23 protein-coding genes are annotated in these 25,771 nt (G+C 27.9%); 17 read left to right on the top strand and 6 right to left on the bottom strand.

Features of this window, described 5'->3' with window-relative positions; all coding sequences use genetic code 11:
- Positions 1–159 precede the first annotated feature (159 nt).
- Positions 160–1,095 (top strand): GHKL domain-containing protein, encoded by a 936-nt coding sequence (locus tag IC219_RS17975; RefSeq protein WP_227831696.1) that lies wholly within the window; start codon positions 160–162, stop codon positions 1,093–1,095.
- Positions 1,096–1,113: 18 nt separating this feature from the next.
- Entirely contained in the window at positions 1,114–1,851 is a 738-nt protein-coding gene (locus tag IC219_RS17970) for a LytR/AlgR family response regulator transcription factor (protein WP_169468229.1), read from the top strand.
- 160 nt (positions 1,852–2,011) lie between these two features.
- Here IC219_RS17970 and IC219_RS17965 read toward each other — a convergent pair whose 3' ends face one another.
- The 3 genes from IC219_RS17965 to IC219_RS17955 form a co-directional block, all read right to left on the bottom strand.
- Complete coding sequence (locus IC219_RS17965) at positions 2,012–7,078, bottom strand: DUF4132 domain-containing protein (RefSeq protein WP_227831695.1); 5,067 nt, start codon at positions 7,076–7,078, stop codon at positions 2,012–2,014.
- A 24-nt stretch (positions 7,079–7,102) separates the two neighbouring features.
- Positions 7,103–7,522 carry a hypothetical protein gene (locus tag IC219_RS17960; protein ID WP_227831694.1) on the bottom strand — a complete coding sequence of 140 codons (420 nt, stop codon included), beginning with the start codon at positions 7,520–7,522 and terminating at the stop codon, positions 7,103–7,105.
- Positions 7,523–7,753: 231 nt separating this feature from the next.
- Positions 7,754–8,005 carry a hypothetical protein gene (locus IC219_RS17955; RefSeq protein ID WP_227435489.1) on the bottom strand — a complete coding sequence of 84 codons (252 nt, stop codon included), beginning with the start codon at positions 8,003–8,005 and terminating at the stop codon, positions 7,754–7,756.
- A gap of 88 nt (positions 8,006–8,093) precedes the next feature.
- Between IC219_RS17955 and IC219_RS17950 the strand changes: the two genes are divergently transcribed.
- The 11 genes from IC219_RS17950 to IC219_RS17900 all read left to right on the top strand — a co-directional run bounded on the left by IC219_RS17950 (position 8,094) and on the right by IC219_RS17900 (position 17,645).
- Positions 8,094–8,840, top strand: a complete 747-nt coding sequence (locus IC219_RS17950) for a YkgJ family cysteine cluster protein (protein WP_227435487.1) — start codon at positions 8,094–8,096, stop codon at positions 8,838–8,840.
- Between the two features lie 44 nt (positions 8,841–8,884).
- Positions 8,885–9,796, top strand: a complete 912-nt coding sequence (locus tag IC219_RS17945; protein ID WP_413926965.1) for an MBL fold metallo-hydrolase — start codon at positions 8,885–8,887, stop codon at positions 9,794–9,796.
- A 50-nt stretch (positions 9,797–9,846) separates the two neighbouring features.
- Complete coding sequence (locus IC219_RS17940) at positions 9,847–10,659, top strand: GTP pyrophosphokinase family protein (RefSeq protein ID WP_227435483.1); 813 nt, start codon at positions 9,847–9,849, stop codon at positions 10,657–10,659.
- Positions 10,660–10,768: 109 nt separating this feature from the next.
- Positions 10,769–11,461 carry a metallophosphoesterase gene (locus tag IC219_RS17935; protein WP_227831692.1) on the top strand — a complete coding sequence of 231 codons (693 nt, stop codon included), beginning with the start codon at positions 10,769–10,771 and terminating at the stop codon, positions 11,459–11,461.
- 86 nt (positions 11,462–11,547) lie between these two features.
- A complete protein-coding gene (locus IC219_RS17930; RefSeq protein ID WP_227483385.1) occupies positions 11,548–12,483 on the top strand; it encodes an MSCRAMM family adhesin SdrC in 936 nt (311 codons plus the stop codon).
- Positions 12,484–12,516: 33 nt separating this feature from the next.
- Complete coding sequence (locus tag IC219_RS17925) at positions 12,517–13,674, top strand: class I SAM-dependent methyltransferase (protein ID WP_227435477.1); 1,158 nt, start codon at positions 12,517–12,519, stop codon at positions 13,672–13,674.
- A 151-nt stretch (positions 13,675–13,825) separates the two neighbouring features.
- On the top strand, positions 13,826–14,386 hold the full coding sequence (locus IC219_RS17920) for a 5' nucleotidase, NT5C type (protein WP_227831691.1): 561 nt from the start codon (positions 13,826–13,828) through the stop codon (positions 14,384–14,386).
- Between the two features lie 28 nt (positions 14,387–14,414).
- Positions 14,415–14,906 carry a hypothetical protein gene (locus IC219_RS17915; protein WP_054272357.1) on the top strand — a complete coding sequence of 164 codons (492 nt, stop codon included), beginning with the start codon at positions 14,415–14,417 and terminating at the stop codon, positions 14,904–14,906.
- A 234-nt stretch (positions 14,907–15,140) separates the two neighbouring features.
- Complete coding sequence (locus tag IC219_RS17910; protein ID WP_227435472.1) at positions 15,141–15,692, top strand: helix-turn-helix domain-containing protein; 552 nt, start codon at positions 15,141–15,143, stop codon at positions 15,690–15,692.
- An 85-nt stretch (positions 15,693–15,777) separates the two neighbouring features.
- Positions 15,778–16,710, top strand: a complete 933-nt coding sequence (locus IC219_RS17905; protein WP_227831690.1) for a D-aminoacyl-tRNA deacylase — start codon at positions 15,778–15,780, stop codon at positions 16,708–16,710.
- Between the two features lie 71 nt (positions 16,711–16,781).
- On the top strand, positions 16,782–17,645 hold the full coding sequence (locus tag IC219_RS17900) for an EamA family transporter (protein ID WP_227831689.1): 864 nt from the start codon (positions 16,782–16,784) through the stop codon (positions 17,643–17,645).
- A 485-nt stretch (positions 17,646–18,130) separates the two neighbouring features.
- Here IC219_RS17900 and IC219_RS17895 read toward each other — a convergent pair whose 3' ends face one another.
- From IC219_RS17895 to IC219_RS17885, 3 genes are all read right to left on the bottom strand, one after another.
- Positions 18,131–18,727: a TIGR04100 family radical SAM protein gene (locus IC219_RS17895; protein ID WP_227435467.1), complete on the bottom strand. Its 597-nt coding sequence runs from the start codon at positions 18,725–18,727 to the stop codon at positions 18,131–18,133.
- A 26-nt stretch (positions 18,728–18,753) separates the two neighbouring features.
- Entirely contained in the window at positions 18,754–19,281 is a 528-nt protein-coding gene (locus IC219_RS17890) for a TIGR04002 family protein (protein ID WP_227435465.1), read from the bottom strand.
- A gap of 371 nt (positions 19,282–19,652) precedes the next feature.
- Positions 19,653–20,651, bottom strand: coding sequence for a D-2-hydroxyacid dehydrogenase (locus IC219_RS17885; RefSeq protein ID WP_227435461.1), 999 nt, complete (start codon positions 20,649–20,651; stop codon positions 19,653–19,655).
- A gap of 688 nt (positions 20,652–21,339) precedes the next feature.
- Here IC219_RS17885 and hadA point away from each other — a divergent pair.
- The 4 genes from hadA to hadC are packed head-to-tail and all read left to right on the top strand — an operon-like array spanning position 21,340 to position 25,746.
- The gene (gene hadA / locus IC219_RS17880; RefSeq protein ID WP_227435459.1) at positions 21,340–22,539 is read left to right on the top strand and encodes an isocaprenoyl-CoA:2-hydroxyisocaproate CoA-transferase HadA; all 1,200 of its coding nucleotides are present in this window, start codon (positions 21,340–21,342) and stop codon (positions 22,537–22,539) included.
- Between the two features lie 38 nt (positions 22,540–22,577).
- Entirely contained in the window at positions 22,578–23,378 is an 801-nt protein-coding gene (gene hadI / locus IC219_RS17875; protein WP_227831688.1) for a 2-hydroxyisocaproyl-CoA dehydratase activator HadI, read from the top strand.
- A gap of 14 nt (positions 23,379–23,392) precedes the next feature.
- Entirely contained in the window at positions 23,393–24,619 is a 1,227-nt protein-coding gene (gene hadB / locus IC219_RS17870; protein ID WP_169468259.1) for a (R)-2-hydroxyisocaproyl-CoA dehydratase subunit HadB, read from the top strand.
- Complete coding sequence (gene hadC / locus IC219_RS17865) at positions 24,619–25,746, top strand: (R)-2-hydroxyisocaproyl-CoA dehydratase subunit beta (protein WP_227435455.1); 1,128 nt, start codon at positions 24,619–24,621, stop codon at positions 25,744–25,746. Before hadB ends, hadC begins: the two co-directional genes overlap by 1 nt.
- The last annotated feature ends 25 nt before the right edge of the window (positions 25,747–25,771 follow it).

Here is a 25,771-nt window from a genome sequence, read left to right as displayed (position 1 = left end):
TATATAGCAAAGTAAGTATTTTCAAATTTTAATCAGTTAATTGTACAAATTTATATGTGTTTTTACAAGTTTAGTTAATCTATATGTAAATTTTGACTTTTTACATAATTTTTTTAAAGTGATATAATTTTCATATAAATTGTAGATGGGAGGGAAATTATGGAGAATAACTTTATATTTCCTATAGTAATACTAACCTTATTTATATTTAGTAACCTTATAATGAATAAGTATAGGTTTTACAAAGAATTAGACATATTAAAAAGAGGACTACTAACATTTTTTTTATCATGTTTTGTATGGATTTTATTCATGGAGAGTATTCAATATATACAATTAAGTTTAGGATATAATTCTTTACTTGAAGGAGTATTAAACATTATATTTTTTCTAATTTTAATTATTTTAAGCTTTTATATAGGATTTAAATTTATAAGATTACTAGACAATAACAATAAACAAGAGTATAAGCTACAAAAATTAGACAGTAAAATAAATCATAAGGACAATATAATCGTAAAATTAAGAAGTCAAAAACATGACTATTTAAAACATTTACAAGTAGTATATTCTCTATTAAATACTGGCTTAGCTGAAGATGCCAAAGAATATATAACGAATATATCAAATAGCTTTAAATCAAAAAATTCAAGATATGGGAAAGTATCTTATTTAGATGCTATAGCTTCCTTAAAATATGAGGAATGTCTTGAAAAGAACATATCTTTTGATGTATATATCCAAGATTTTATGGATAATTTAGAGATTGAACCTAATGATATGAGTTCAGTGCTATTAAACATAATAGACAATGCAATAGAATCTTTGTCTGCTATACAAAAGGAAAAGAAGTATATAAGATTACATGCATATGAAGATGAATTTCAGTATATTATAGCCATAAAAAATAATGGTCCTAAAATACATAATGTCGAAAGTATATTTTTGGATGGATTTAGCACTAAAGAAGGGCAAGACAGAGGTTTTGGGTTATATCTAGTTAAAAATATACTAGATAAGTATGATTATAGTATACTTGTAAATAGTGACGATTTTTTAACTGAATTTGTAATTTTAATACCAAAATATTATTAGTTAGGAGGAGAGAAGTCTATGATAAAAGTTTTGATTTGTGATGATGATAAAATTGTAAGAGATGATATAGCAAATATAGTTAAAGAGTCTGGATATGTAGATTATGTTAAGAAAGTCAAGGATGGTATAGAAGCAATTGAATTTATAAAAAGTGAGAAAATAGACTTATTGATTATTGACATTGATATGCCATATAAAAATGGGATTGATTCTGCCAAAGAAATTCTTTCTATAGATAAAGATATACATATAGTTTTTGTAACAGGTTTTGCTGACTATAGTCTTGAGAGCTTTAAAGTACATCCTATAGATTTTATAGTTAAGCCGTTTAAAAAAGAAAAAATAATTGATTCAATTAATATAGCAATAGACCACATTAACTCTCATAAAATTGCAAAAAATAATTTTATAGAAGATACTCTTTTTGTATATAAAATAAGGAAACAGATACATATGATTAATTTTGATGATATAGTCATGTTTGAGAAAAATTCAAGAGCTATTAATTTATATACTAGAGATGAAGATACGATAAAATTTTATGAGAACTTTGATGATTTAAAAAAACGCCTACCTCCTAATTTCTTTATGACTCATAGACAATACATAGTAAATTTAAGACTTATACATAAGGTTATACCTATAAATAAGTCTTCTTTAGAGATAAAATTTATAAATTTTCAAGAAAGTGCTACTTTAAATAAATCTTTAGAAAAAGATTTTCTATACAGATTTTATAGGGTTAAAAGGTTCTAATGAAGAAAAAAATTTTCAGTGATATACAATATGTACGATGAAGATATCATATAAATTTGCTATAGTTATAAATTAATTCATATAAAATATAATATAAAAACATATTGGACTTTCATGGAAAATTAGAAAGCCCAATATGTTTTAGAGATAAATCTTATATTTATAAGTTGCTTAAAATACTAGGGTCTTTAATCTTATTATCTTCAGCAAGTAATAAGATTTTAGACATAATCTCAGCAGTCTTAGGGTCTTCATCAGCAAAAGGAAGGAATATCTTTCCTCTACTTTGAGAATGTACAGGAAGTATATTTAAAGCACCCATTCCTTTTTTATGTACAATACCAGAACCCATATGTACAGAATACTCACCTAAATTGCCTGCTATAAGAGCATGAGACCCTTCAAAATTGACATTTTTAATCTTTAACAATAATAGCAATTCTTTAGCAATTGCTATACGCATCTCTACAGTAGAATTGCTTGTTTCAGGGTCAACACCACCAGCATGAGCGACACTTACAACGAGGTCTATATCACGCATAACTTCTGAAAATAAAATTGGAGGTATTGAAGCCAATTCTAAGCTTTTATAAGTTTTTCTATCAAAGAATTCTACTGTTTCAATAGTAGGTGGCTCAATGTCTGCTGGCGAAAACCAATCAGCAAGTGCAAACATTTTTGCTACTATATTTTCTTTATAAAACACTTTTTGTAAACCTTCTTCATAATCAACAGTCCAAAGCTGATTTCTAAGAAGTGCTACAGTTTTCTTTGGCTGGATTTGGTGTCCAGCATATCTACGAGATATAGTTTTTTCAGATAATTCATCACTATTTATTCTATAATACTCGCGAAATACTTGCTTAAATGGCTGAACAATTTGCTTATTAAATAAGTCATGTTGGAATTCACTCCATTTACCAGATTCAAAAAGATGAACCGGATGTGCAAGTTTTAATTTATTTTTTGCTGTTAATTTAGAAGTCTCGCCCTCTATATTGCAAATAAAGAACTTAGACTTATCATTATAAACATATCCAATATTATCATCGCACACCCACACTAGATTCTTAATCAAAGGACAAATAACTGGGTTTTTATAAATATTGGAGATTTCCTTAACTGTAAATACTGTTTCATTTTTCATAGCTTGCTCTAAACTTTGTTTTGCACGAGAATACTGACTTTTTAAATCTCTTTGTACTGATTTAAGTTCAAGTACATATGGATGTTTTGCAAGAGCTTTTGGTACACTTTTTAAAGTCTTATCACCTTTTTGGACTTTTATAGATGTTTTTCCTTTTTCATCAACATCTATCCAAAGTGAAGTTCCATCAATATTCTTTGGTTTAAATATATGAGCAACCTCATTTAGTTTTTCCGTTTCAAGAGCCCACATCATACGATTGATATCTTCAAAACCAGCACTTCTAGCTAAGTTTTCCATTGCTATAGCACAAGCCTTTGATTCACTTTCACGACGTTGTGCACCAAATTGTTTACTTTCTTTAGCAAACTTTTGAATAAATTCATAACGGAAAGTTGCTTCTTTAAGGTCTCCTTTTTTCATAGGAAGTAAAGAGAAACTTCTCAATTTATCTTGATTTCTATTTGTTTCAATTTCTTTCATCAGCATATCTTTATCAAGTTTTCCAAGTGTAGCATCAGCATAAAGTTGTGCACGTCTGTGAGAGTTTCCACCACTAGTTATGTATTTAGCTGATTTGTAAAGGAGATTGAATCTTTCTTCTCCAATAGTTTTATATGAATCTAAAAACCAATCCACATCAAATGCTCCATCCATGAAACTCTGTGGTGATATAGGAGAGAATAGAGCAACTTCTGATTCTTTTTGAGCAGAGAAGCCTTCATTTATATGTGCATGGAAATACCAAATTGTACTCTTTAAACCTTTCCAGTTTAAACATTTTTCAATTATATTTACCCATTGAGGAGCATACATAGCAGCTTCTATTAATCTTAATTCAGTAATATCAGTAGTTTTAAGTAATTTTTTTAATTCTTTAGAATTATCTTCTTTAGTAGGATAACAATTTTTAAGTAGAGAACTCAAAACATCTTTTTTTGAATAATTACTACCATATGAATATCCTCTTTGGAAAGTTTCTTTACCAAGAGCAACTAAGATATTTACGAAATAATTCATACCCTCAAAATGTTGTATATTATCAGCTAGATGAGAAACTTCTGTTGGCATATCACCCCTACGTGATTCGATTTCTATAATTCTACTTGTAACTGTTTTTATATTGTTTTCAAGCCATGGATATTTTTCTAATGTATCACCACCCCATCTAGGATTTGTCAAAATTCGTATTATATTTGTTGCATTGTATCCAGTTACAATTTCTCGATTGATTTGTTCCTCAGTCATTAATCCCAATTCATATGCACGAGCAAATATATCTATATTAGTATAAAATGGGAATTTATATTCTAAAAGTTGATAATTTGCAAATGTAGTATAGAAGAACTTAGTAAAAGAAATATCATCATAAATAAATGAATGTGCTTTTCCAAGCCAATAGTTTAAAATTGGTGCATCTAAAGCAGGGCAGTATTCATTTTGTCTATAGTAGTTTTTAGTAAACTCAACTCTTTGCTTTTTACATTGTTCAGTAGTTAATAGGTTTCTAAGTTTGTAGTATGTATCTAAACAGTATTCAAACATTTCTTTCTGGTCAAATTCATTTAGTAATACTGCAAGTATTTTTCTTGTAAGAACATCAAATTTTAATTTATCTAATTTTGTATATAATTTTTTTTGTTTTTTTTCATCAAGGACATTTGAGTATATAGATGAAAACCAACTTTTTTCTATTTCATGATAAGAGCATGAGCGTATGCTATAAAATAAAATATCAAGGATTATTTTATAATCTAAATTAAGTTTCTTACTAGTTTCTCTCCAAAGTTCAGCTAATGGATAATTATCAATAGTATCCTTATTATTTCCAGTTATATGTTTAATAGGAGTTAGATTATATGTAGAGTAACCTAAAAGTATTTTATCCATATTACCTGACCATCTCTCAACCTCATACTCATAATCTGCATTTTCAATAATAAGTTCATCAAATTTTTCATATACTTTTAATATTTTATTTATATCTACATCGAGAATCTTCTTAGCTTCTTTTTTAGTTGATATAGAAACAGAATCCTCATTAGAAGATAAGCTTAAATTGGAAATAATCTTATTAAGTTTTGATGGAGTAGAGGAATCGTATTTAAAATCAAATTGTTTAGGAATTTGAACCTTATTTTCAGGATTGTATATCCCAAATCCATTTTCTTTACAATAATCATTTTTTGCTTTACCTAATAAATTATCAATTAATATCTGAACTTGAGATGTATTCTTTTTAGACTTATCAACACTTTCCACTAATGAAATAAGTTTATTGTATAGTTCTTGTCTATCAGTATTGTCTTTTAATAAGTTTACAATTTCAAGTCCTCCAAGACATTTTTGCGAATTTGAAGATTTTATTAGAGAAGAAGCAATATTTTCTAGTTTTAAATCATCTTGTTCAAGTAAAATCTTTATTACTGTTTGTCTGATAGAGCTTGTTTTTAAAGTAAGTAAGTTGTTTATTCTGTCTAACTCTACATCTGATAAGTCAAGTTCTTTAAGTAAACTTAATACAATTTCTCTATTAGAAACACTCTTATCGCTCAAACATTCTAATAAGAAACTACGTTGTTTATCTGTTTTTGGCTCATTTATAAAATTAGCTATAAATGAAGCTCTTAAATCAGAACTCATAAGAAGATAGTTGTCCATTAGAACATCCATAAATTGAGTATTCATATCATATGCTGTTAATGTCATCATGCATCTAAGGATACTGTAAGAAGAAATTTCGACCCAAGACCATGGAAATACACTGCCAGAAAATTCCTTAGTTTTTGAATTTAAAAGTTCTAAAGTATGTTTTAGATTTTCAAATTGTTCCTTTCTAGCATCAAAGTCCTCATCAATAGGAGAATTTGATAAGTCAAAATCAACTTTTTGGTTTTGCCAATTATAGTAGTAACCAACAGAACTTTCTACATAGAAATTTCTAACTACCCATGCAAGTATCTCTAAATCGTCGCCTTTAATATTTTTAGATGCAACAGAGTGTTTAAAATATGTACTTTCTGTATTTGATAAGAAGTAAAGAGCTACAAGTTTTTTGTACTTTTCATCATATGAAAGCAATTTTTCAATAAGAGTGTATGAATCATAGATATTGTAAGTTGCAGCTGCCCATAAACTAAAATAAATTTCAAGGTTATCCTTACTGTTAATTGACTCTATACAAAACTCTTTATCAGTCAATGATTTATATGAAAGTTCTAAGCACTTACGAATTATTCCAGGTTTTTGGTCTGAAAAACCAAGCCCTGTCCATGTATCTAAAGCTCTTATAACAGAACTAAATCTTTCTAAATTGTTGTCTAGGATAGTTTTTAACATATAGACAGAAGCAGGAATTGTACCTTCGTCTAGGCTTTCTACAATTTGTTGTCTAAGACCTTCTTGTTGCTTAGCAGCCAAAAGAAGTTTAGAAAGCATTTCATAGCATTTTTCACTATGACTTTTCATAATACCAATTATCATTTGTCTAGTAAGTAGGGCAGTTTGATTTTCTCCAAAAATTACTTCTTCTAAAGCATTGATTACATCATCATTTCCATTATCTATTTCTAATGCGATTTTATCACTCATTATATAATCATATTGAAGAACTTTATCTGGAAGTGTAAGATAATCTAATACAGAAAAATCGTAATATATCAAACTCACATAATGTGAAATAAGCCTAATTATACTTCTAAAATAATCTTTAAGTTTATTTGAGCGATACCCTTTACGATAGTATCCTCCTGAATATGTATAATTCATTTTTCTTTTAATTAATTGGCAAAGTTCTTCTACTTGCTCAGAAGTAAACATTAATTCTAAAGCATTTTTTAAAGGGCCAGAAAGTAATGTGTCTACACTTTCAATTTCATAGTAATAACAATTATAGTATTTTTTTATCATATCTAAGAATTTATTTTCATCTTTTACATCATAATAGTATGATTCGTCTTTTACACAATCCCAAAGAGCTTCAGTTAAATCGTAATATGGTTTTGAAGAAGATTTAGTAAGATTGTTTTTAAAATCTTCAATTATTTTAGGATTTTTTTCTACTCTAGTACGTTCTGACATTTATGTACCTCCAATTTATTTATTTTAAAACATCCTTCCAGCAAGTAGAGTGAGTCTTATAAAAGTGAATATATCACTATCTTTTAAATTTATAGGAGAATTGAGTTCTTCAATAACATCTTCGTTTATAAGAACTTTATAGATTCCATCTTCAAATGCTTGTAGTGCAACTTCTATAGCTTTTTCTATAGATTGTTTGTTTTCATTGTAGATAGAGCCGAATCCAACTTTTCCAATGGTAGCTTGAGACTCAATATCTTCACTAGTTAAAAAGTTTATTATTGATTTTTCTGGGGTCTTTTCATTATATTCAAGAACATTTTTAGATACAATTTCAGAGATAGCCTCTTTTAGGCAATTGATGTTGTCAGATAAATCAAAGGGGGTAAGTTCTAGCATAGGTCTACGTTTGCCAACAGCTTTAACTCTAAAATAAATTTGCATAAAATCACCTCGCAAAATATTAAGTATTAAGAAACTTAAAAAATTTATCTATTTGTTATATTATATCATTTTGTGAAATATTAGTGTGTATTATGGAATTATTTTACAAAAAAATAGAAAAAAAGCTATCTTAAAGTCTAAAAAAGAGATAAAAGATAACTTTTAATTATGAAAGCATATAATAATAACTTGTAGTTATTAAAATTTAATTTAGATGTTTAGTTTTAATAACTATCTTTTTTTATTTATAAATTTTACTCCTAAGTATTTTTTGATATCTTCTTCAGGAGAAAAATCGTCAATAAGGATTTCTTTGCCAGTATCTTCAAATACTACTAGAACTTCACAGTCACCTTGTAAGAAAAATTTTCTGACAGTATCCTCTTTAACTTCTCTAACTTTTATTACATTCTTTTTTTCTTTTTCAAAGTCTTTTGTATAGTAACTTCCCATCATATTAATGATTTTTGTATATCTATTCATAAAACGCCTCCTCATGCGATTAAATTTAAAAAATATGTTATAATAATTGTTTGTATTAACTTAATAATTATAACAAGGAGTAATAATAATGACTAGTATAAAAAATAAAGATATTTTAAATTGTATAGATTATTCCACTAAAAATAAGCTCTTTAATAAATTAAATGATGTATATGAATCTTTACCAACTGGAAATTGTTCTGGTTGTGGTAATTGTTGTATGGAATCGGTAGGTATAAATTTAATTGAGTTTTTGAATATATTTTGTTATCTTGAAGATAGAGCGGATTTAAGAAGAAGATGTATAATTAAAATAGTAGACTATTATTTTGAAGAGTATTCTAAAAAAAATTCATGTCCATTCAAAGATGATAATAATAGGTGTTTAATATATGAAGTCAGACCACTAAATTGTAGATTATTTGGACATTGGAAGAAAGAGGACTATAACAAAAATCTAGATAATGTGACTAAGAAAAATAATGCTTATAAAGACTTGATGAAGAGACAACATGGATTTGAAATAAATGATGAAGTGGTAAATTATAGAATAGATTATTGTGAAAGCTTTATTCCAAGTAAAGATTATTTGAGTAAATCTGAGAGATTAAGCTTTTTTGATGAACTTATGATACTAGATTCAAAACTATATTCTAATAGCATTATAGATATAGATTTTAAGGATAGAGGCATAGTTGAATATCTTATAGAATCGCTATTTTACAGAGATTTAGCATATAATGTAAAAATAAGGATATCTAAAGAACCGAAAATAAAAAAAAGAACTATTAATAGAATAAAAAGACTTATTCTACTAGAGTCTTATATTAAATAAATAATAACTTGTAGTATAAATATTGTCAAAATGAGGTGAAGATGGTGAATCTAACAAAAGTAAAAGGAAATACTTTTTTTATAAAAGGTGGTACAAATACAGGAATATATGTGTTTGAGGATAATACAGCACTTATGATAGACCCAGGATTATGTGGTTCGAGGCCAAGAAGAGTAACCAAAGTATTAGATGAAAATAAAATACAAGTTAGATATATTATAAACACTCATGGTCATGATGACCACTATGGGGCATGTAATCAATTTAAAGAATACTATAAAGATGTGTGCGTAATGTCATCAAAATACGATAAGTTATATATAGAAAACCCAGAATTATTTTCAAAGTATATTGTTGGGGGGAAAAGCAATATATTTATGGATAGTATTTTAAAAAGTAAAATGTTAGATGATATAGAAATAGATAAAACTATAGATGCAGGTAGGCTGGAACTAAATAATGAAATGTTTGATATAATTGAATTTCAGGGACATACACCTGGAAGTATAGCTGTTTTAACTAAAGATAAGGTGATTTTTGTGGGAGACCTTTTGATAGGAGATGAAATTCTATCAAAATTCGATTTCTTATTTTTATATGATATACAAGAGCAAATGAACTCGTTAGAAAAGTTAAAAGGTATAGATTTTGAGTATTTGGTTTTGGGACATGGAAAACAAGTGATATCAAAAGAAGATGCTTATAAATTAATAGAAAAGCATTTGAATGCTTTAGAGAAATATTTATACCAAATAAGACAATTACTTGAAAAACCAAAATCTTTAGAAATTTTACTAAAAAATATTATAAATAACAATAATTTAAGCAATAATTATAAAGAGTATCATTTTTTTAAATCTTCATTGATATCTGTTATAAGTTACCTAATTGATTTAGACGAAATAGGGTATATCTTAGAAGATGGAGAATTGCTTTACTATACAAAAACAAAATAAATTATGATAAAATAAAGAAGGTCATAAAAAACAAATAAAGGGTGAGCAATATGGAATACGAAAAATGGAATGAAATACTAGCACCTTATGAACATGCAGTAGAAGAATTGAAAATAAAATTTAAAAATATAAGAAAAGAATACTTAGCAAAAGGCGAGTATTCTCCCATAGAATTTGTCACAGGAAGGACAAAAAAAATATCTTCCATAATATCTAAGTTAAAAAGGCTAAATGCGAAAGATATAGAAACTGAAATTGATGATATTGCTGGTATAAGAATAATGTGCCAGTTTGTTGAAGATATATATTATATAGTTGATTTGATAAAAGTAAGAAATGATATGACTATAATAGGAGAAAAAGATTATATTACAAACTACAAAGATAGTGGTTATAGAAGCTATCATGTTATAATAAAATATCCTATAAACTCAATTGCGGGCTCAAAAGAAATTATATGTGAAATACAAATAAGAACTCTTGCAATGAATTTCTGGGCTACAATAGAACATTCATTAAAATATAAATATGACCATTACATACCTGAGACTCTAGCAGAAAGACTTAGAAGAGCATCTGATGCTGCGTTTCTCTTAGACCAAGAAATGAGTGAAATAAGAGAGGATATAATGAAAGCTCAGGCTATGTATCAAATGAAGTCTATAGCAATTAGAGACACTCTAAATAGAATACAAGAGTTATATGACTTAGGTGATACACATAAAGCTATGCAGTATCAAAGAAAGTTGGATAGAACTGAAACAGACAAAAACATAACCGAAATTTTAGAATTAAAACAAGAAATAGATATGTTATTAGAGCAATATAAGGATAACAAGGTAGATGATAGAGTGGTTCAATAAAGCTACTTATAGAGAAAATTTACTAAATATTAATGGGGCTGCCTCTTAATGGAAAATAATTTCTAAGAAGAGACAGCCTATTTAGTTTAATCAAGGAAGGAATGATGTTATGAGTTTATATGCAATAGGTGATTTACATTTTTCAACATCAGTAAATAAGCCAATGAATATCTTTGGCAGTAATTGGGATTGTCATGAAAAAAAGATTATAGATAATTGGAAAGAAGTTGTTACAGAAGAAGATGTAGTATTAGTATTAGGAGATACATCTTGGGGAATTAATTTATCAGAAGCTAAAAAAGACTTAGATATAATAAATGAACTTCCAGGTAAAAAAATACTTATAAAGGGAAATCATGACTATTGGTGGACAACAGTTACAAGTTTGAATAAGCTATATGAAAATATGCGTTTTATTCAAACAAATTTCTATGAATATAGAGAGTATGCAATTTGTGGAGGTAGAGGTTGGATATGTCCCAATGATGTTAAATTTGATGAGACGGATGAAAAAGTTTATAGAAGAGAAGAAAATAGATTAAGGCTGTCATTAGAGTCTGCCCGTAAAAAAGGTTATTCCAAAATAATAGTAATCACTCATTATCCTCCTACAAATGATAGATTAGAGGAGTCTTTATTTACAAAATTATTTGAAGAATATAATGTTGAAAAGGTGATTTATGGTCACTTGCATGGTAAAGAGTCTTTTAAAATGGGTCTAAAAGGAATTAGAAATGGAGTTGAATATATATTAGCATCTTGTGATTATACAGAATTTAATTTAATAAAAGTTCACGATTAAAAAACATAAATTGGTAAATACTATAAGATACATGATTAAAAATAAATATTTGAGGGATTTCGGTTTTGAGAAAGGAGACACGATTTATGAGGTGGATATTAGTTTTTATATTTTTATATCTTATTCCTTTGATAGTAATATTCAGAAATTACAAAAATTTTAAGAGGTCTTGTATCTACAGTAGTATTTATGTAGTATTAGCTACAACAATAATGATAAGTAACATCTATATGAGTGGACTTAATAAGATAAAAGAATCTATGTATTATCATAATTATATTTCTGATGAGACATATGATGAGAAATATGTATCAAATTTTAATGAAAAAGAAGAAGAAGATTTAAAACAAGATAAAAAAAATAGCAAAGAATCAAACAACAAAAAAGTAGATAATAAGCAAGAGAAAAATACACAAAGTACAGAAAATAATAAAGAAGAAAATCAAAAAGATGTAACAAAGAATAATGATTTAGAAAGAAATACTTCAACAAATAGTGAATCAGAAAAACAAGTAAATACTGGAGAAAACAAAGATACTTATACAAGTAAAGAAAATGATAGTGAAGATATAAAAAAAATAGACCTAGAAAGTATAGGAATTTTCAAGAAAGAAATTTATAATATAGAAAGAGTAGCTTTAGTACCAATGAGAGAATGTATACCTTATACTAAGGATATTGCAAAAAATATAACTAAATTATCTAGTATAAAAAAAGATGTTACAAATGCTAGAAATAAGTGTAAAGAAGTTATAGAAGAATATGATAATATGCAAATCCCAGAACTTTCTAAGGATGAATATACAAAGGTATTAAGTAGTGCTAGAGATGATGTAAAAAAGGCGTATGAACTTAGACAAAAGTCCATGGATAGTGCCTTAAAATTAATAAATACTAAAAGTCCTAAATATATAGGCAAGATAACTGAGTATCTTGATTTATCAGATAAGCAGATAGAAAGTTTTAAAAATAGATTGAATGATTTAAATGAAGAAATAGATGGGTCAAATACTATTGATTAAGAGTTAAAGAGATAAGTTAAAAGGGAGATTGGTATGAATAAGCAGAGTATAGGAAAACTAAATATGTTTTTTATGGGGATTACTCAGAGAAACCTTGAAAATGAAGATTTTTTTATTGAATTAGAAGTAGTTTTTAAATCAGGAAGAAAAGAATTTAAAGGAATTGCAATAGAAGAAGAAGGTAAGTACAAATTTAATTTTAAAGGCAAGTCAGAGTTACATACATTTAGTGAATTGTTAAAAAATATATCTAAAGAAGCGGAAAATTATGATGGGCTAGTGTTTAGATATATTGAAAGAGGTACTATTGTCGTAATAGAAGGAGACAATAAAAAAGTAAATGTAAAGTATCTAGATAATAAAGAAGAAGTACCGAAAATAGATGAATTTACAGCATCTCAAATAAAAAACAGAGAGTACTATGTAAAAGTAGGACAAGCAAATGCACTTTTAAAAGAAATTGGAGTACTTACAAAAGATGGTAAAATAAAAAATGATAAAATAAGAAAGTATAATCAAATAGACCACTTTGTGGAGCTTATAGACAATATTTTAAAAGAAATAAAAGACAAAGACTGTATAACAATATTAGATTGTGCTTGTGGTAAATCATATCTAAGTTTTGTACTAAATTTCTATATAAAAGAAGTATTAAAGAAAAACTGTTATTTTATAGGAATAGATTATTCAGATGTAGTTATAGAAGCGTCAAAGAAGATGGCTAAAAACTTAGGCTATAAAAATATGTCATTTATAAAAGAGGATTTAACTAATTATACACCTAATAGAGATGTTGACCTTGTAATAAGCTTACATGCTTGTGATACAGCAACAGATATGGCTATAGGATTAGGAATTAGAGCAAAATCAGAAGCTATAGTAGTAGTACCATGCTGTCATAAGGAGTTATTAGGACAATATAAATATGAAGCTATGGAACCAATATTAAAACATGGAGTATTTAAAGCTAGATTTGCAGACTTAATAACTGATGGTTTAAGAACGTTATTGCTAGAAGGAAATGGATACGATACTTCTGTGGTAGAATACATATCCCCATTAGATACACCAAAAAATTTAATGATAAGAGCAATAAAAACTAAAACAAATAATGAAAAAGCATTAAATGAATATAGAGAACTAAAAACACAATTTGGAGTAGAACCAACTTTAGAAAAACTTATATATTAGTTGAAAATGTAAAATTTACAAAAAGCTTGCTTAAATATGCAAGCTTTTTGGTATTATATAGGTATAGTCATATATATGATTTTGATTTATAATTAAAGCTGTGCTATAATATTTGATTAATAAAATCAATAAATGTTACATGGAGGTAAAAATGAACAAATTAAATATATGTATTGATATAGATGGAACAATAACTAGCCCTTATCATTTTCTTCCATACCTAAATGATATCTTCAATAAAAATATTACAGAGTCAGAGTGTATAACTCACAATTGGGAAGAATTATATGGTTCAGGAATAAGGGATGTATATTCAGAATTTAATGATAAGTATGTACATTCATATGATGAAGCAGAAATTGTAGAAGGAGCTATTGAAGTAATAGAGGAATTATCTAAGGGGCATAATTTATCTTTTGTAACAGCTAGACATGAGTGTTTAACTGATGTAACTAAAAACTGGTTAATTAGACAAGGAATTTTAGATATAGATGTTTACTTATTAGGAAGTGATTATAAAGTTGAAAAGGCAAGAGAACTGAGTTGTGATATATTTATAGAAGATAACCCTTTAAACTCAGTCCAATTGGCTGATGCAGGTGTTAAAGTAATACTTTTAGATACTAACTATAATAAAGATATTGAACATCAAAACATAATTAGAGTTAATAACTGGATAGATATTAAAAAGATTATAGAAGAAAGTAATTAAAAGACTTATAATTTGAAAGGGGGAGCATATGATAGATTTAAAACTAGAAAACAGAAAAGGAAAAATTCATGTAAAGAGTAGTGAGATAAAAGACATTTTAGAATTACGTCCAGACTTTGAATATGTACAAGATATATCAAATACTATAAATCAGGAGAATATATTGGTGTTTGATTGTCAATTGACAGGAAATTCTTTTGATATGGATGATTTAGATATAGAAGAAATATTAGAAGAATTGGGTGAGGAAATAGATGAGTCTTATTTCAATGTCTTATTTGAAGATGTAAGAGCATATTTAAAAGATGCTACTGATGAAATAGAAGCAGATTTGCAAGAAAATTACCTATTTGATAATTTGAGATGCTATTTTGATATATATAATATAAATCAAGAATTCACTGATTTTAAGTTTGTATTTTTAGTTTCTTTTAAGGATATAAAAATATCTTCATTAGCTAATCTAGCTAAGATTGTTTCCAAAAGACAACTGATAGGAGCATCTAAGTTTTATAGTTAAAATACAATTTTATGATAGCAAAAGCTAGTAGTCTTGTAAAAACATAGACTTCTAGCTTTTTTATTTGCTTATTTTTAAAGAAAACTTTAGAATAGTATTTACATTCTTAAAAAAGTATTATATATTAAACATAATGTACAGTATATTGTCTAGAATGTTTTAAAATAAGTTACTGTCTTTAGATAAAATAATTAAATATACTTATGATTATATAAGTATAGTCGAGGTGAATTTATGCAGAATTTAAATGAAATAATTGCTGAAAACTTAAAAAAAATAAGGAAAGAAAAACATCTTAGCTTAGATAAAATTTCTCAACTTAGTGGAGTAAGTAAGAGTATGTTGTCTCAAATTGAAAAATGTGAAGTGAATCCAACTATATCTACTATCAAGAAGATAACGAATGGATTAAAAATATCATTTACATCATTGATGGAAAGACAAGAAAGTGAGATAGAATTGGTTGATAAAAAGGATGTAGACCATTTTATTGAAGATGATGGAAAATATGTAAGTTATCCTATATTTCCATTTGATTCCAAGAGAAGATTTGAAATATTTATGATTGAGATAGAAGAGGGTGGAACGTTGGATTCAAATGCGGAACTTCCAGGAACTCAAGAGTTTATTACAGTTTTTAGTGGTGAAATAACTATTAAAATAAATGGAGAGGATTATATTGTATCTAGTGGGAATTCTATAAGATTTAAAGCTGATGTATCACATGTATATAGAAACTCAGGGAGAGGTGTAGCTAAAATAAGTATGGTAGTATATTATGTATAATAATTGAATGGAGTATATAGTAATATTTAGATGATTTTAAGTAGGAGAGTATATAATATTTAAATAATAGGAGTGTGATTTATAGATGAATAACAAAAAAGCAGTTTTCTTCTTTTGTAATAGTTTAGATAAAGACCCAGTGGCTAAAAATGTAATTAACTGTTGTGAGGAAGTAATGGATTTAAAGCAGACTGATATTATTGTTGATGATAACTTTGTATTAGAATTTATAGATAAAAACAATAACCTATTCCAGTTTGTAAAAACGGAAAATGTAATAAGTCATGATTATAAATATTATCTGCCAATTTTAAATAAGTATTTCAAAGATTTTGATTTTGCAGGAGTTGTGAATTGGCATGAAGGAGAGAATGCTCCAGAAAATATTCTAACAGCTCATACTATTGGAGATGTACCAACAGGCGAGTTTGGAAATTCAAATCCAAAATATTTTAGAAACTTAATTAATGCAATTGAAGATATAAAAAATGAAAACTCCCTTGATGAATTCACTACATTAACAGAAGCAACTCACTGGTCTGGAACTACATATGGTGAAGTAGCTAAATTAATTACAGAATATTCTGTACCTATGTTAGATATTGAGATAGGAAGTAATAGTAATAGTTTTAATAATAAGACAGCAATACAAGTATTATCGAAGTCTCTAATTAGAGTATTTGATAGTGATGAGCCTATAAAAACTTTACTGTGTGTAGGAGGAGTTCACTTTGAAAATTCTTTTTCAGACATTATAAAAAATGGAGAATACAATATATCAATTGGGCATGTATTACCAAATCAATGGATTGTAAGTGGAATGTATGATAATGAAGATGGATTTGAAAAATTAGAAAAGTGTGTAGACAGTATTGATGGTGGAATTGATGGTATAGTTTTTCATGATAAATTAAAGGGGACTTATAAAGAACAATGTCGTAAGTTAGGGGAAAAGCTTAAGGTACCTGTGTTTAAACATAAGATATTGAAAAACCCAAAAGATTTGCCTATATGGTAGATTTGATTTATAATAATGAGATTTAGTAAGTATATTCAGTAATTCAGATTAATTTTTAAGTGAGGTCAAAAATGATAATATCTTATTTTGCACTATTAATTAGAGTAGTGCTGTTAGCCTTTGAAAGAGTAGTTGTAAGATTATTAGGTGATGAAGAAGGCGATATTTATAAAAATATAGCTTCATCATTTTTATTTTTCTTTATAGGAGGAGTATGTTTACTACCATTTAGTATAATGAGTAAGGTTGGAGATTGGTCCTTTTTAATACCATGCTATATAAGTAGCTTAGTTTATTCGATTGGGTCAGTAGCATATGTAACATCTCTAGCAACTGGTGAAGTTTCACTTGTAACTCCAATAAACAGTTTAAACTCACTATTTCTATTGCTTTTATCAGTTGTATTTTTAGGCGAAAGTTTTAGTTTAGCAAAAGTTGCAGGAATTATAATTATGATAGGTGGAGTATTTATATTAAAAAATGTAAGTTCTTTATTAAAAAATGCATCTGCCATTCTAAATAATCTACCATGTAGATTGATGTTTTTGTACATATTTTTTCAATCAGTAGGAAGGGTATTAGATAAGGCATTTTATGTTCAAGTATCTCCTATACTATATTCAACGATACTTTACTTTTTTGTTGGATTAAATCTATTTGTCTTTTTAGCATTTAAAAATAAACAAAGAGTAATCTATGAAATATTTAGTAATAAGAAGGGACTTTCAATTTTAAGTGGTGCTATTAATGGATATTCTTATCTAGCATTATTAATTGCTTTAAATAATTTAGAACTCAGTATAGCAGAACCATTTTCTCAAGTTTCCATGATAATAACCTTAATACTTGCTCACTTTATATTTAAAGAAAATATCAAGGAGAAAATACCTGGTTCAATTCTGATATTAATTGGTGGATGGTTGTTATTGCTTTAATTGATAAATCAGAGAGATGATAAAAGTCTATAAAGGGATAGATAAACAAAAATGTGATGGGGTAAAACATGTTGTAGCTGGTGCAGAGAATTTGCACCAGCTCAGACTTTAGACAAACTATATATTAATATTTTCTGACTTTTCATTGTTTCTATTATTTTGATGCTTCAGACTATAATTTCCATACCATCATAGGCAAAGGAAATATTATTAAGTTTTTTCTCTAATTTACTACTTTATATTTTTTCTCTTTTTTATGTATTTTCTTAAAAAGTTTTCTGGCCTTGTTAGACATAGTCATATTTCTTCTGACTTACATGTGGGTTATAGCAAAGAATGATTCTGTTATCAAGAAAGGTATTAAAAGTAATAAAACATTAACTAAATAGATAATATTTTATTACGTTATTTTAAAGACCCACCTATAGTTAACTATTTTCATATGTCAACTTTGTATTAAGGTTTTAAATACTAATTTATAATTGTTAGTTTTTATGTCTAACTCTAAGTGGTATATCAAGTTCTTTTGCTAATTGTTTAGATTCTTCTATTTCCTCTGGAGATATTTCATCTACTACTGAAAAGGCAACTTCTTTTATATATTCTTTGCAATCTTTTGCAAAATCTAACATGTAGTCAAATGATTTTTCTCCAAACTTTGGTTGAGTAACTCTATTATAAGCTTCTTTATTTGGAGCATTAAGACTTATTGATACTGCATCTATCACATCTTTTAACATAATAGCAGTTTTTTTATTGTGTATTAAATCACTTAGACCATTTGTATTTATTCTTGTTTTGATATTACTTTTCCCTTTTACAAATTTAGCAACTTCTATTAATTCATTTATTCTCATTAGTGGTTCACCATATCCACAAAATACAATTTCATCATATTCATCTAAATTATATTTGTCAAAGGCTTCTTTTACTTCATTAATACTTGGTTCGTGTTCTAACCATAAGCTACCACTATTTGCTACTTCATCTTTTTCATTTCTTATGCAAAACACACAGCTACATGGACATGTATTAGTTATATTTACATAGATACTGTTTTCAATTGTATATAAGATATTCATAATTTTCCCTCCATAAATTTAAGTTTTTAGTTAAAATAACGTCTTTTAAAATCAAGTTTATCAAGTGCTATCCCTAGAAGTACAAACACAATAAAGCTTCCTATTGGCTGTAACAAACCAAGTAAACTCATTACAAAAGCACTTGTAAAGCTTCCAATAATTATTCCCTCAGCAAACATATATAAAACTAGACCTACTATGCCTGCTACAAATGAAGCAATTATATTTCGTTTATTTATTATCTTGTCACTTTTAGAAGTGAAAAATAATACGAGTATTGGCTTTATAATTATAGTTGGTATTACCCATATTGCAGCTCCTGTAGATAAATCAGCTAGACCAGCGCCTATTGCAGAGGCTGCTATAGCATAGTTTGTTGGTAAAATAGTTGCAGCTAGATAAATAAAGGCATCTCCTATATGAACATATCCATTGTTTCCACCAACTGGAATATGTAATATATAAGCTATTGTCAAACATATTATAGACGCAAATAGCGCTGAAGTGACGATACAGGTCGTCTTTTTAGAAGTAGCTTTATTCATTTTTTCCAATATAATCCCTCCTCAAAAATCCCAAACTAGTATTCTTGTAATGTTTTCTTATAAATATATTAATATTAATCATACAATTTTCATAGTTTGTTTGGTATTTTTCTGGTAAAAAGTGAATTGTACCCATTCAAAGTCTTTTGATGGAAAAGTAGATTGTAATTAGGATAATTTAATAGGATAATTAGAAAGGTTGTTGTAAATTTGATATAAAATATAACAAATAGTAGGTGTATACAAATAATATAAAATAAGAAAAATAATATAAGAGAGTCATACTCAATGTATATTGAATAGACTCTCTTATATTTGGGAAATTAAAGGCTATTTTGTTAGATAATAGCTAATTAATGAAAAAATATATTTATAAAATACTAATTTACTCTATTAGCAGCAGTTCCTGTGCTTATAACATCTACAGCACTACTTAAACTAGAATAAACTATATTTTCTATCGCTGTACTAGTGAAGAATCCAAGGTGATGAGTAAATATAACTTGCTCCATAGAAAGAAGTTTGTTGATTTCTGGGTCAGTTAATTCACCTGGGTTCATTTTTTTATTTAAGAATAATCCTTCAGTTTCAAATGTATCAAGGGCAGCAGCTCTTATTTTTCCAGCTTCTAGTGCTTCTATTAAGTCCCCTGTCTTAATTAAACCACCACGACCAGTATTTACTATGTAAGCGCCATCCTTCATTATAGCTAAAGTATCTTTATTTATCATATGTTTTGTTCCTTCAAGTAAAGGAGTATGTAATGTTATAAGGTCAGCTTCTTTAAGAAGGTCTTCTAAAGAATCTTTATAAGTTAATATATCATTTAAATCTTTATTTGGATATTGGTCAAATGCAATTACATTAGCTCCTAAGCCTTTGAATAATTTGGCAGAAGTAGCACCTATTTTTCCTGTACCTATAACACCAACTGTAATAGATCTAACTTCTGTTCCAAGAAGTTCAGCTATCCAACGATAGTCACCTTCACAGACTTTTTTCTTTACTAAAGGAGTCTTTCTCAAAAGGTTCATAGCTTGAGTAACAGCTAATTCAGCTATTGCATTAGGTGAATAAGAAGGAACATTTGTAACAATAAGTCCATTTTCATTAACTAAACCAAAATGTATCATGTCCATCCCTGCAGTTCTTGAAGCTATAACTTTAACCCCAGCATCTTTTAAAGTTTCATAAATATAAGGGTTATCTATATAGTTAGTTTGTTGTATAGATATACCATCATATCCTTTAGCTTTTACTACATTTTCTTCAGTCATGTTTTCAGGATAAATATCCACTTGAACATCCTTATGTTCTTCAGACCATTGTTTTATTACTGGTTCTTCATAATCGCGTGCTCCAAATACTAGTATTTTCATATCAATACCCTCCTGTAATTATTAAATTATATGGTAATTTTTCATTTAGAAATAATATGTAGCAATATAAGGTTATATTTTTATACAAAATTTTTAAGGTTAAAAATTTAGTTTTGAAATTGTTTTCCCTGTGTTATTTTGATATTTAGTTATTTTTTATTTAAGATAATAATTGCTCTAAACATTTATCAAAGAAATTGTTATTTTTTAGATTAAATATTATTAAAAAATTATCTAAGTTTTAAATTAGTTAACTAATCAATTGATTAATTACAATGATAGCATGTGTTTTTGAGTTTAGCAATGAAAATTTTTTTTGAAAAGTCAAGCTTTTTCATAAAAAAATATATAAAAAAAACTTTTAAAGGCATAAAAAAAATGGCAAAATGCTATGGAGAGTTGCATGATGCCACGATATGAAATTAATAATGCAATTGTATATTGTTAAAAAACATTCAAATCAAGCGATATTTTGCTTAAATATAAAGTTGGCACGATAAATGCTTAACAATATAGGTGTAAGACAATAAAAAATATAAAAAATAATCATTTATAACTTTTAATAATTTTATAAGTTATCTCAATAAGATTAGGAACTTTGACATCAAATAGTTAATATCAGAAAAAAGTACTTTATATGTGATTTAATTGAATTTTTATAATTGATACTATTAAGGAGGAAAACGTTATGCTTTTAGAAGGAGTTAAGGTAGTAGAACTTTCAAGTTTCATCGCAGCACCATGTTGTGCAAAAATGTTAGGTGACTGGGGTGCAGATGTTATTAAAGTTGAGCCTATAGAAGGTGATGGAATAAGAGTTATGGGTGGAACATTTAAATCTCCAGCATCAGATGATGAAAACCCTATGTTTGAATTAGAAAATGGAAATAAGAAGGGTGTAAGTATTAATATAAAATCAAAAGAAGGAATAGAAATATTACATAAATTAATATCAGAAGCAGACATATTTGTAACTAATGTTAGAGTTCAAGCATTAGAAAAAATGGGTATAGCTTATGACCAAATAAAAGATAAGTATCCAGGACTAATATTTGCTCAAATATTAGGATATGGTGAAAAAGGACCTTTAAAAGATAAACCAGGATTTGACTATACTGCATACTTTGCAAGAGGAGGAGTTAGCCAATCTGTAATGGAAAAAGGGACATCTCCAGCAAATACAGCAGCAGGATTTGGTGACCACTATGCAGGTTTAGCATTAGCAGCAGGAAGTTTAGCAGCATTACATAAAAAAGGAAAAACTGGTGTAGGTGAAAGAGTAACAGTAAGTCTTTTCCATACAGCTATATATGGAATGGGAACAATGATAACAACAGCACAATATGGAAATGAAATGCCTTTATCAAGAGAAAATCCAAACAGCCCATTAATGACTACATATAAATGTAAAGATGGAAGATGGATTCAATTAGCTTTAATACAATACAATAAGTGGTTAGGCAAATTCTGTAAGGTTATAAATAGAGAATATATATTAGAAGATGATAGATACAACAACATAGATTCAATGGTTAATCACATTGAAGATTTAGTTAAGATAGTTGGAGAAGCTATGTTAGAAAAAACATTAGATGAGTGGTCAGTTTTATTAGAAGAAGCAGACTTACCATTTGAAAAAATCCAAAGCTGTGAAGATTTACTAGATGATGAACAAGCTTGGGCAAATGACTTCTTATTTAAGAAGACATATGATAGTGGAAATACAGGTGTTTTAGTTAATACTCCAGTTATGTTTAGAAATGAAGGAATAAAAGATTATACACCAGCACCAAAAGTAGGGGAACATACTATAGAAGTATTAAAAACTTTAGGATATGACGAATCAAAAATAAATAACTTAAAAGAAGATAAAGTTGTAAGATACTAATTAGTATTTCTAGATTTTGGGAAAGGAGAATACTAAAGATGTATACAATGGGATTAGATATAGGTTCAACTGCATCAAAGGGAGTAATTTTAAAAGATGGAGAGGATATTGTGGTTTCAGCTACGATATCTTCTGGTACTGGGACTACTGGACCATCAAGAGTTTTGGAAAAATTATACAGTGAGTCAGGTCTTGGAAGAGAAGACATTGAAAAAATAGTAGTTACAGGATATGGGAGAATGAAATATTCTGATGCTGACAAACAGATAAGTGAGTTAAGTTGTCATGCTAGAGGAGTAAACTTCATAATTCCAGAAACAAGAACCATTATTGATATAGGTGGTCAAGATGCTAAAGTACTAAAGCTAGATAAGAATGGAAGATTACTAAACTTTCTTATGAATGACAAATGTGCTGCAGGTACAGGAAGATTTTTAGATGTAATGGCAAAAATAATAGAGGTTGATGTATCTGAACTCGGAAGTATATCTATGAATTCTCAAAATGAAGTATCAATAAGTAGTACATGCACAGTGTTTGCAGAATCTGAAGTTATATCACACTTATCAGAAAATGCAAAAATTGAAGATATAGTAGCAGGTATTCACACTTCAGTAGCAAAGAGAGTTTCTAGCCTAGCAAAAAGAATAGGAGTACAAAGAAACGTAGTAATGGTTGGTGGAGTTGCCAGAAATAGTGGAATTGTAAGAGCTATGGCAAGAGAAATCAATACAGAAATTATTGTACCTGATATACCTCAATTAACTGGTGCTTTAGGAGCAGCATTATATGCTTTTGATGAAGCAAAAGAATCACAAAAAGAAGTGAAAAATATATAAAAAGAGGGATGACAATGTCTGAAAAAAAAGAAGCTAGAGTAGTAATAAACGATTTATTAGCTGAACAATATGCAAATGCATTTAAAGCTAAAGAAGAAGGAAGACCTGTAGGTTGGTCAACATCAGTATTTCCTCAAGAGTTAGCAGAAGTATTTGACTTAAATGTATTATATCCAGAAAATCAAGCAGCTGGGGTAGCGGCTAAAAAAGGTTCTTTAGAATTATGTGAAATGGCTGAATCTAAAGGATATTCTATCGACCTATGTGCATATGCAAGAACAAACTTTGGTCTTTTAGAAAATGGTGGATGTGAAGCTTTAGATATGCCAGCTCCAGATTTCCTACTTTGCTGTAATAATATATGTAATCAAGTTATAAAATGGTATGAAAATATTTCAAGAGAATTAGATATACCTTTAATAATGATTGATACAACTTTCAATAATGAAGATGAAGTAACTCAATCTAGAATAGACTATATAAAAGCTCAATTTGAAGAGGCTATAAAACAGTTAGAAATTATATCAGGAAAGAAATTTGACCCTAAGAAATTTGAAGAAGTAATGAAAGTATCAGCTGAGAACGGAAGACTATGGAAATATTCTATGAGTTTACCAGCAGATTCTTCTCCTTCACCAATGAATGGATTTGATTTATTTACTTATATGGCTGTAATAGTTTGTGCTAGAGGTAAAAAAGAAACTACAGAAGCATTTAAATTACTTATAGAAGAGTTAGAAGATAATATGAAAACTGGAAAATCTTCTTTCAGAGGAGAAGAAAAGTACAGAATAATGATGGAAGGTATACCTTGCTGGCCATATATTGGATATAAAATGAAAACATTAGCTAAATTTGGAGTTAATATGACAGGTAGTGTTTATCCACATGCTTGGGCATTACAATATGAAGTTAATGATTTAGATGGAATGGCAGTAGCATACAGTACTATGTTTAACAATGTAAACTTAGACCGTATGACAAAATATAGAGTTGATTCTTTAGTAGAGGGTAAATGTGATGGAGCATTCTATCATATGAACAGAAGCTGTAAACTTATGAGTTTAATACAATATGAAATGCAAAGAAGAGCAGCTGAAGAAACTGGATTACCATATGCTGGATTTGATGGTGACCAAGCTGACCCTAGAGCCTTTACTAATGCTCAATTTGAAACAAGAATTCAAGGTTTAGTTGAAGTAATGGAAGAAAGAAAAAAACTTAATAGAGGTGAGATATAATGGAAGCTATTTTATCTAAAATGAAAGAAGTAGTTGAAAATCCAAATAAGGCTGTAAAAGAATATAAAAATGCAACTGGTAAAAAAGCTATAGGTTGTTTCCCAGTTTATTGCCCAGAAGAAATTATACATGCAGCTGGAATGCTTCCAGTTGGTATATGGGGAGGACAAACAGAATTAGATTTAGCTAAACAATATTTCCCTGCATTTGCATGTTCAATAATGCAATCATGTCTAGAGTATGGATTAAAAGGTGCATATGATGAATTATCTGGAGTTATCATACCAGGTATGTGTGACACATTAATTTGTTTAGGACAAAACTGGAAATCAGCAGTACCTCACATAAAATATATATCATTAGTACACCCACAAAACAGAAAACTTGAAGCTGGTGTAAAATACCTAATCAGTGAATACAAAGGTGTAAAAAGAGAACTTGAAGAAATATGTGGTTATGAAATAGAAGAAGCAAAAATTCATGAAAGTATAGAAATTTACAATGAACATAGAAAAACTATGAGAGACTTTGTTGAAGTAGCTTATAAACATTCTAATACTATAAAACCATCAATAAGAAGCTTAGTAATTAAAAGTGGATTCTTTATGAGAAAAGAAGAACACACTAAATTAGTAAAAGATTTAATAGCAAAATTAAACACAATGCCAGAAGAAGTCTGTTCTGGAAAGAAAGTTTTATTGACAGGTATATTAGCAGATTCTAAAGATATATTAGATATTTTAGAAGACAATAATATAGCAGTAGTAGCTGATGATTTAGCTCAAGAAACAAGACAATTCAGAACAGATGTGCCTGCAGGTGATGATGCATTAGAAAGATTAGCAAGACAATGGTCAAACATAGAAGGTTGTTCATTAGCTTATGACCCTAAGAAAAAACGTGGGTCACTTATAGTAGATGAAGTTAAAAAGAAAGATGTAGATGGTGTTATCTTCTGTATGATGAAATTCTGTGACCCAGAAGAATACGATTATCCTTTAGTTAAGAAAGATATAGAAGATAGTGGAATACCTACTTTATATGTTGAAATCGACCAACAAACTCAGAATAATGAACAAGCAAGAACTCGTATTCAAACTTTTGCTGAGATGATGAGTTTAGCTTAAGTTCATTAAAATAAATTTACTATAA

It is taken from the genome of Clostridioides sp. ES-W-0018-02, assembly GCF_020658175.1.
Classification (GTDB): Bacteria; Bacillota; Clostridia; order Peptostreptococcales; family Peptostreptococcaceae; genus Clostridioides.
Note: the sequence above shows the minus strand (reverse complement) of the source record. Positions and strands in the feature narration are given on the sequence as shown.

Coding starts and splice junctions, on each gene's coding strand:
- IC219_RS17975 (WP_227831696.1), top strand. CDS start 160: ATGGAGAATAACTTTATATTTCCTATAGTAATACTAACCTTATTTATA.
- IC219_RS17970 (WP_169468229.1), top strand. CDS start 1,114: ATGATAAAAGTTTTGATTTGTGATGATGATAAAATTGTAAGAGATGAT.
- IC219_RS17965 (WP_227831695.1), bottom strand. CDS start 7,078: ATGTCAGAACGTACTAGAGTAGAAAAAAATCCTAAAATAATTGAAGAT.
- IC219_RS17960 (WP_227831694.1), bottom strand. CDS start 7,522: ATGCAAATTTATTTTAGAGTTAAAGCTGTTGGCAAACGTAGACCTATG.
- IC219_RS17955 (WP_227435489.1), bottom strand. CDS start 8,005: ATGAATAGATATACAAAAATCATTAATATGATGGGAAGTTACTATACA.
- IC219_RS17950 (WP_227435487.1), top strand. CDS start 8,094: ATGACTAGTATAAAAAATAAAGATATTTTAAATTGTATAGATTATTCC.
- IC219_RS17940 (WP_227435483.1), top strand. CDS start 9,847: ATGGAATACGAAAAATGGAATGAAATACTAGCACCTTATGAACATGCA.
- IC219_RS17935 (WP_227831692.1), top strand. CDS start 10,769: ATGAGTTTATATGCAATAGGTGATTTACATTTTTCAACATCAGTAAAT.
- IC219_RS17930 (WP_227483385.1), top strand. CDS start 11,548: ATGAGGTGGATATTAGTTTTTATATTTTTATATCTTATTCCTTTGATA.
- IC219_RS17925 (WP_227435477.1), top strand. CDS start 12,517: ATGAATAAGCAGAGTATAGGAAAACTAAATATGTTTTTTATGGGGATT.
- IC219_RS17920 (WP_227831691.1), top strand. CDS start 13,826: ATGAACAAATTAAATATATGTATTGATATAGATGGAACAATAACTAGC.
- IC219_RS17915 (WP_054272357.1), top strand. CDS start 14,415: ATGATAGATTTAAAACTAGAAAACAGAAAAGGAAAAATTCATGTAAAG.
- IC219_RS17910 (WP_227435472.1), top strand. CDS start 15,141: ATGCAGAATTTAAATGAAATAATTGCTGAAAACTTAAAAAAAATAAGG.
- IC219_RS17905 (WP_227831690.1), top strand. CDS start 15,778: ATGAATAACAAAAAAGCAGTTTTCTTCTTTTGTAATAGTTTAGATAAA.
- IC219_RS17900 (WP_227831689.1), top strand. CDS start 16,782: ATGATAATATCTTATTTTGCACTATTAATTAGAGTAGTGCTGTTAGCC.
- IC219_RS17895 (WP_227435467.1), bottom strand. CDS start 18,727: ATGAATATCTTATATACAATTGAAAACAGTATCTATGTAAATATAACT.
- IC219_RS17885 (WP_227435461.1), bottom strand. CDS start 20,651: ATGAAAATACTAGTATTTGGAGCACGCGATTATGAAGAACCAGTAATA.
- hadA (WP_227435459.1), top strand. CDS start 21,340: ATGCTTTTAGAAGGAGTTAAGGTAGTAGAACTTTCAAGTTTCATCGCA.
- hadI (WP_227831688.1), top strand. CDS start 22,578: ATGTATACAATGGGATTAGATATAGGTTCAACTGCATCAAAGGGAGTA.
- hadB (WP_169468259.1), top strand. CDS start 23,393: ATGTCTGAAAAAAAAGAAGCTAGAGTAGTAATAAACGATTTATTAGCT.
- hadC (WP_227435455.1), top strand. CDS start 24,619: ATGGAAGCTATTTTATCTAAAATGAAAGAAGTAGTTGAAAATCCAAAT.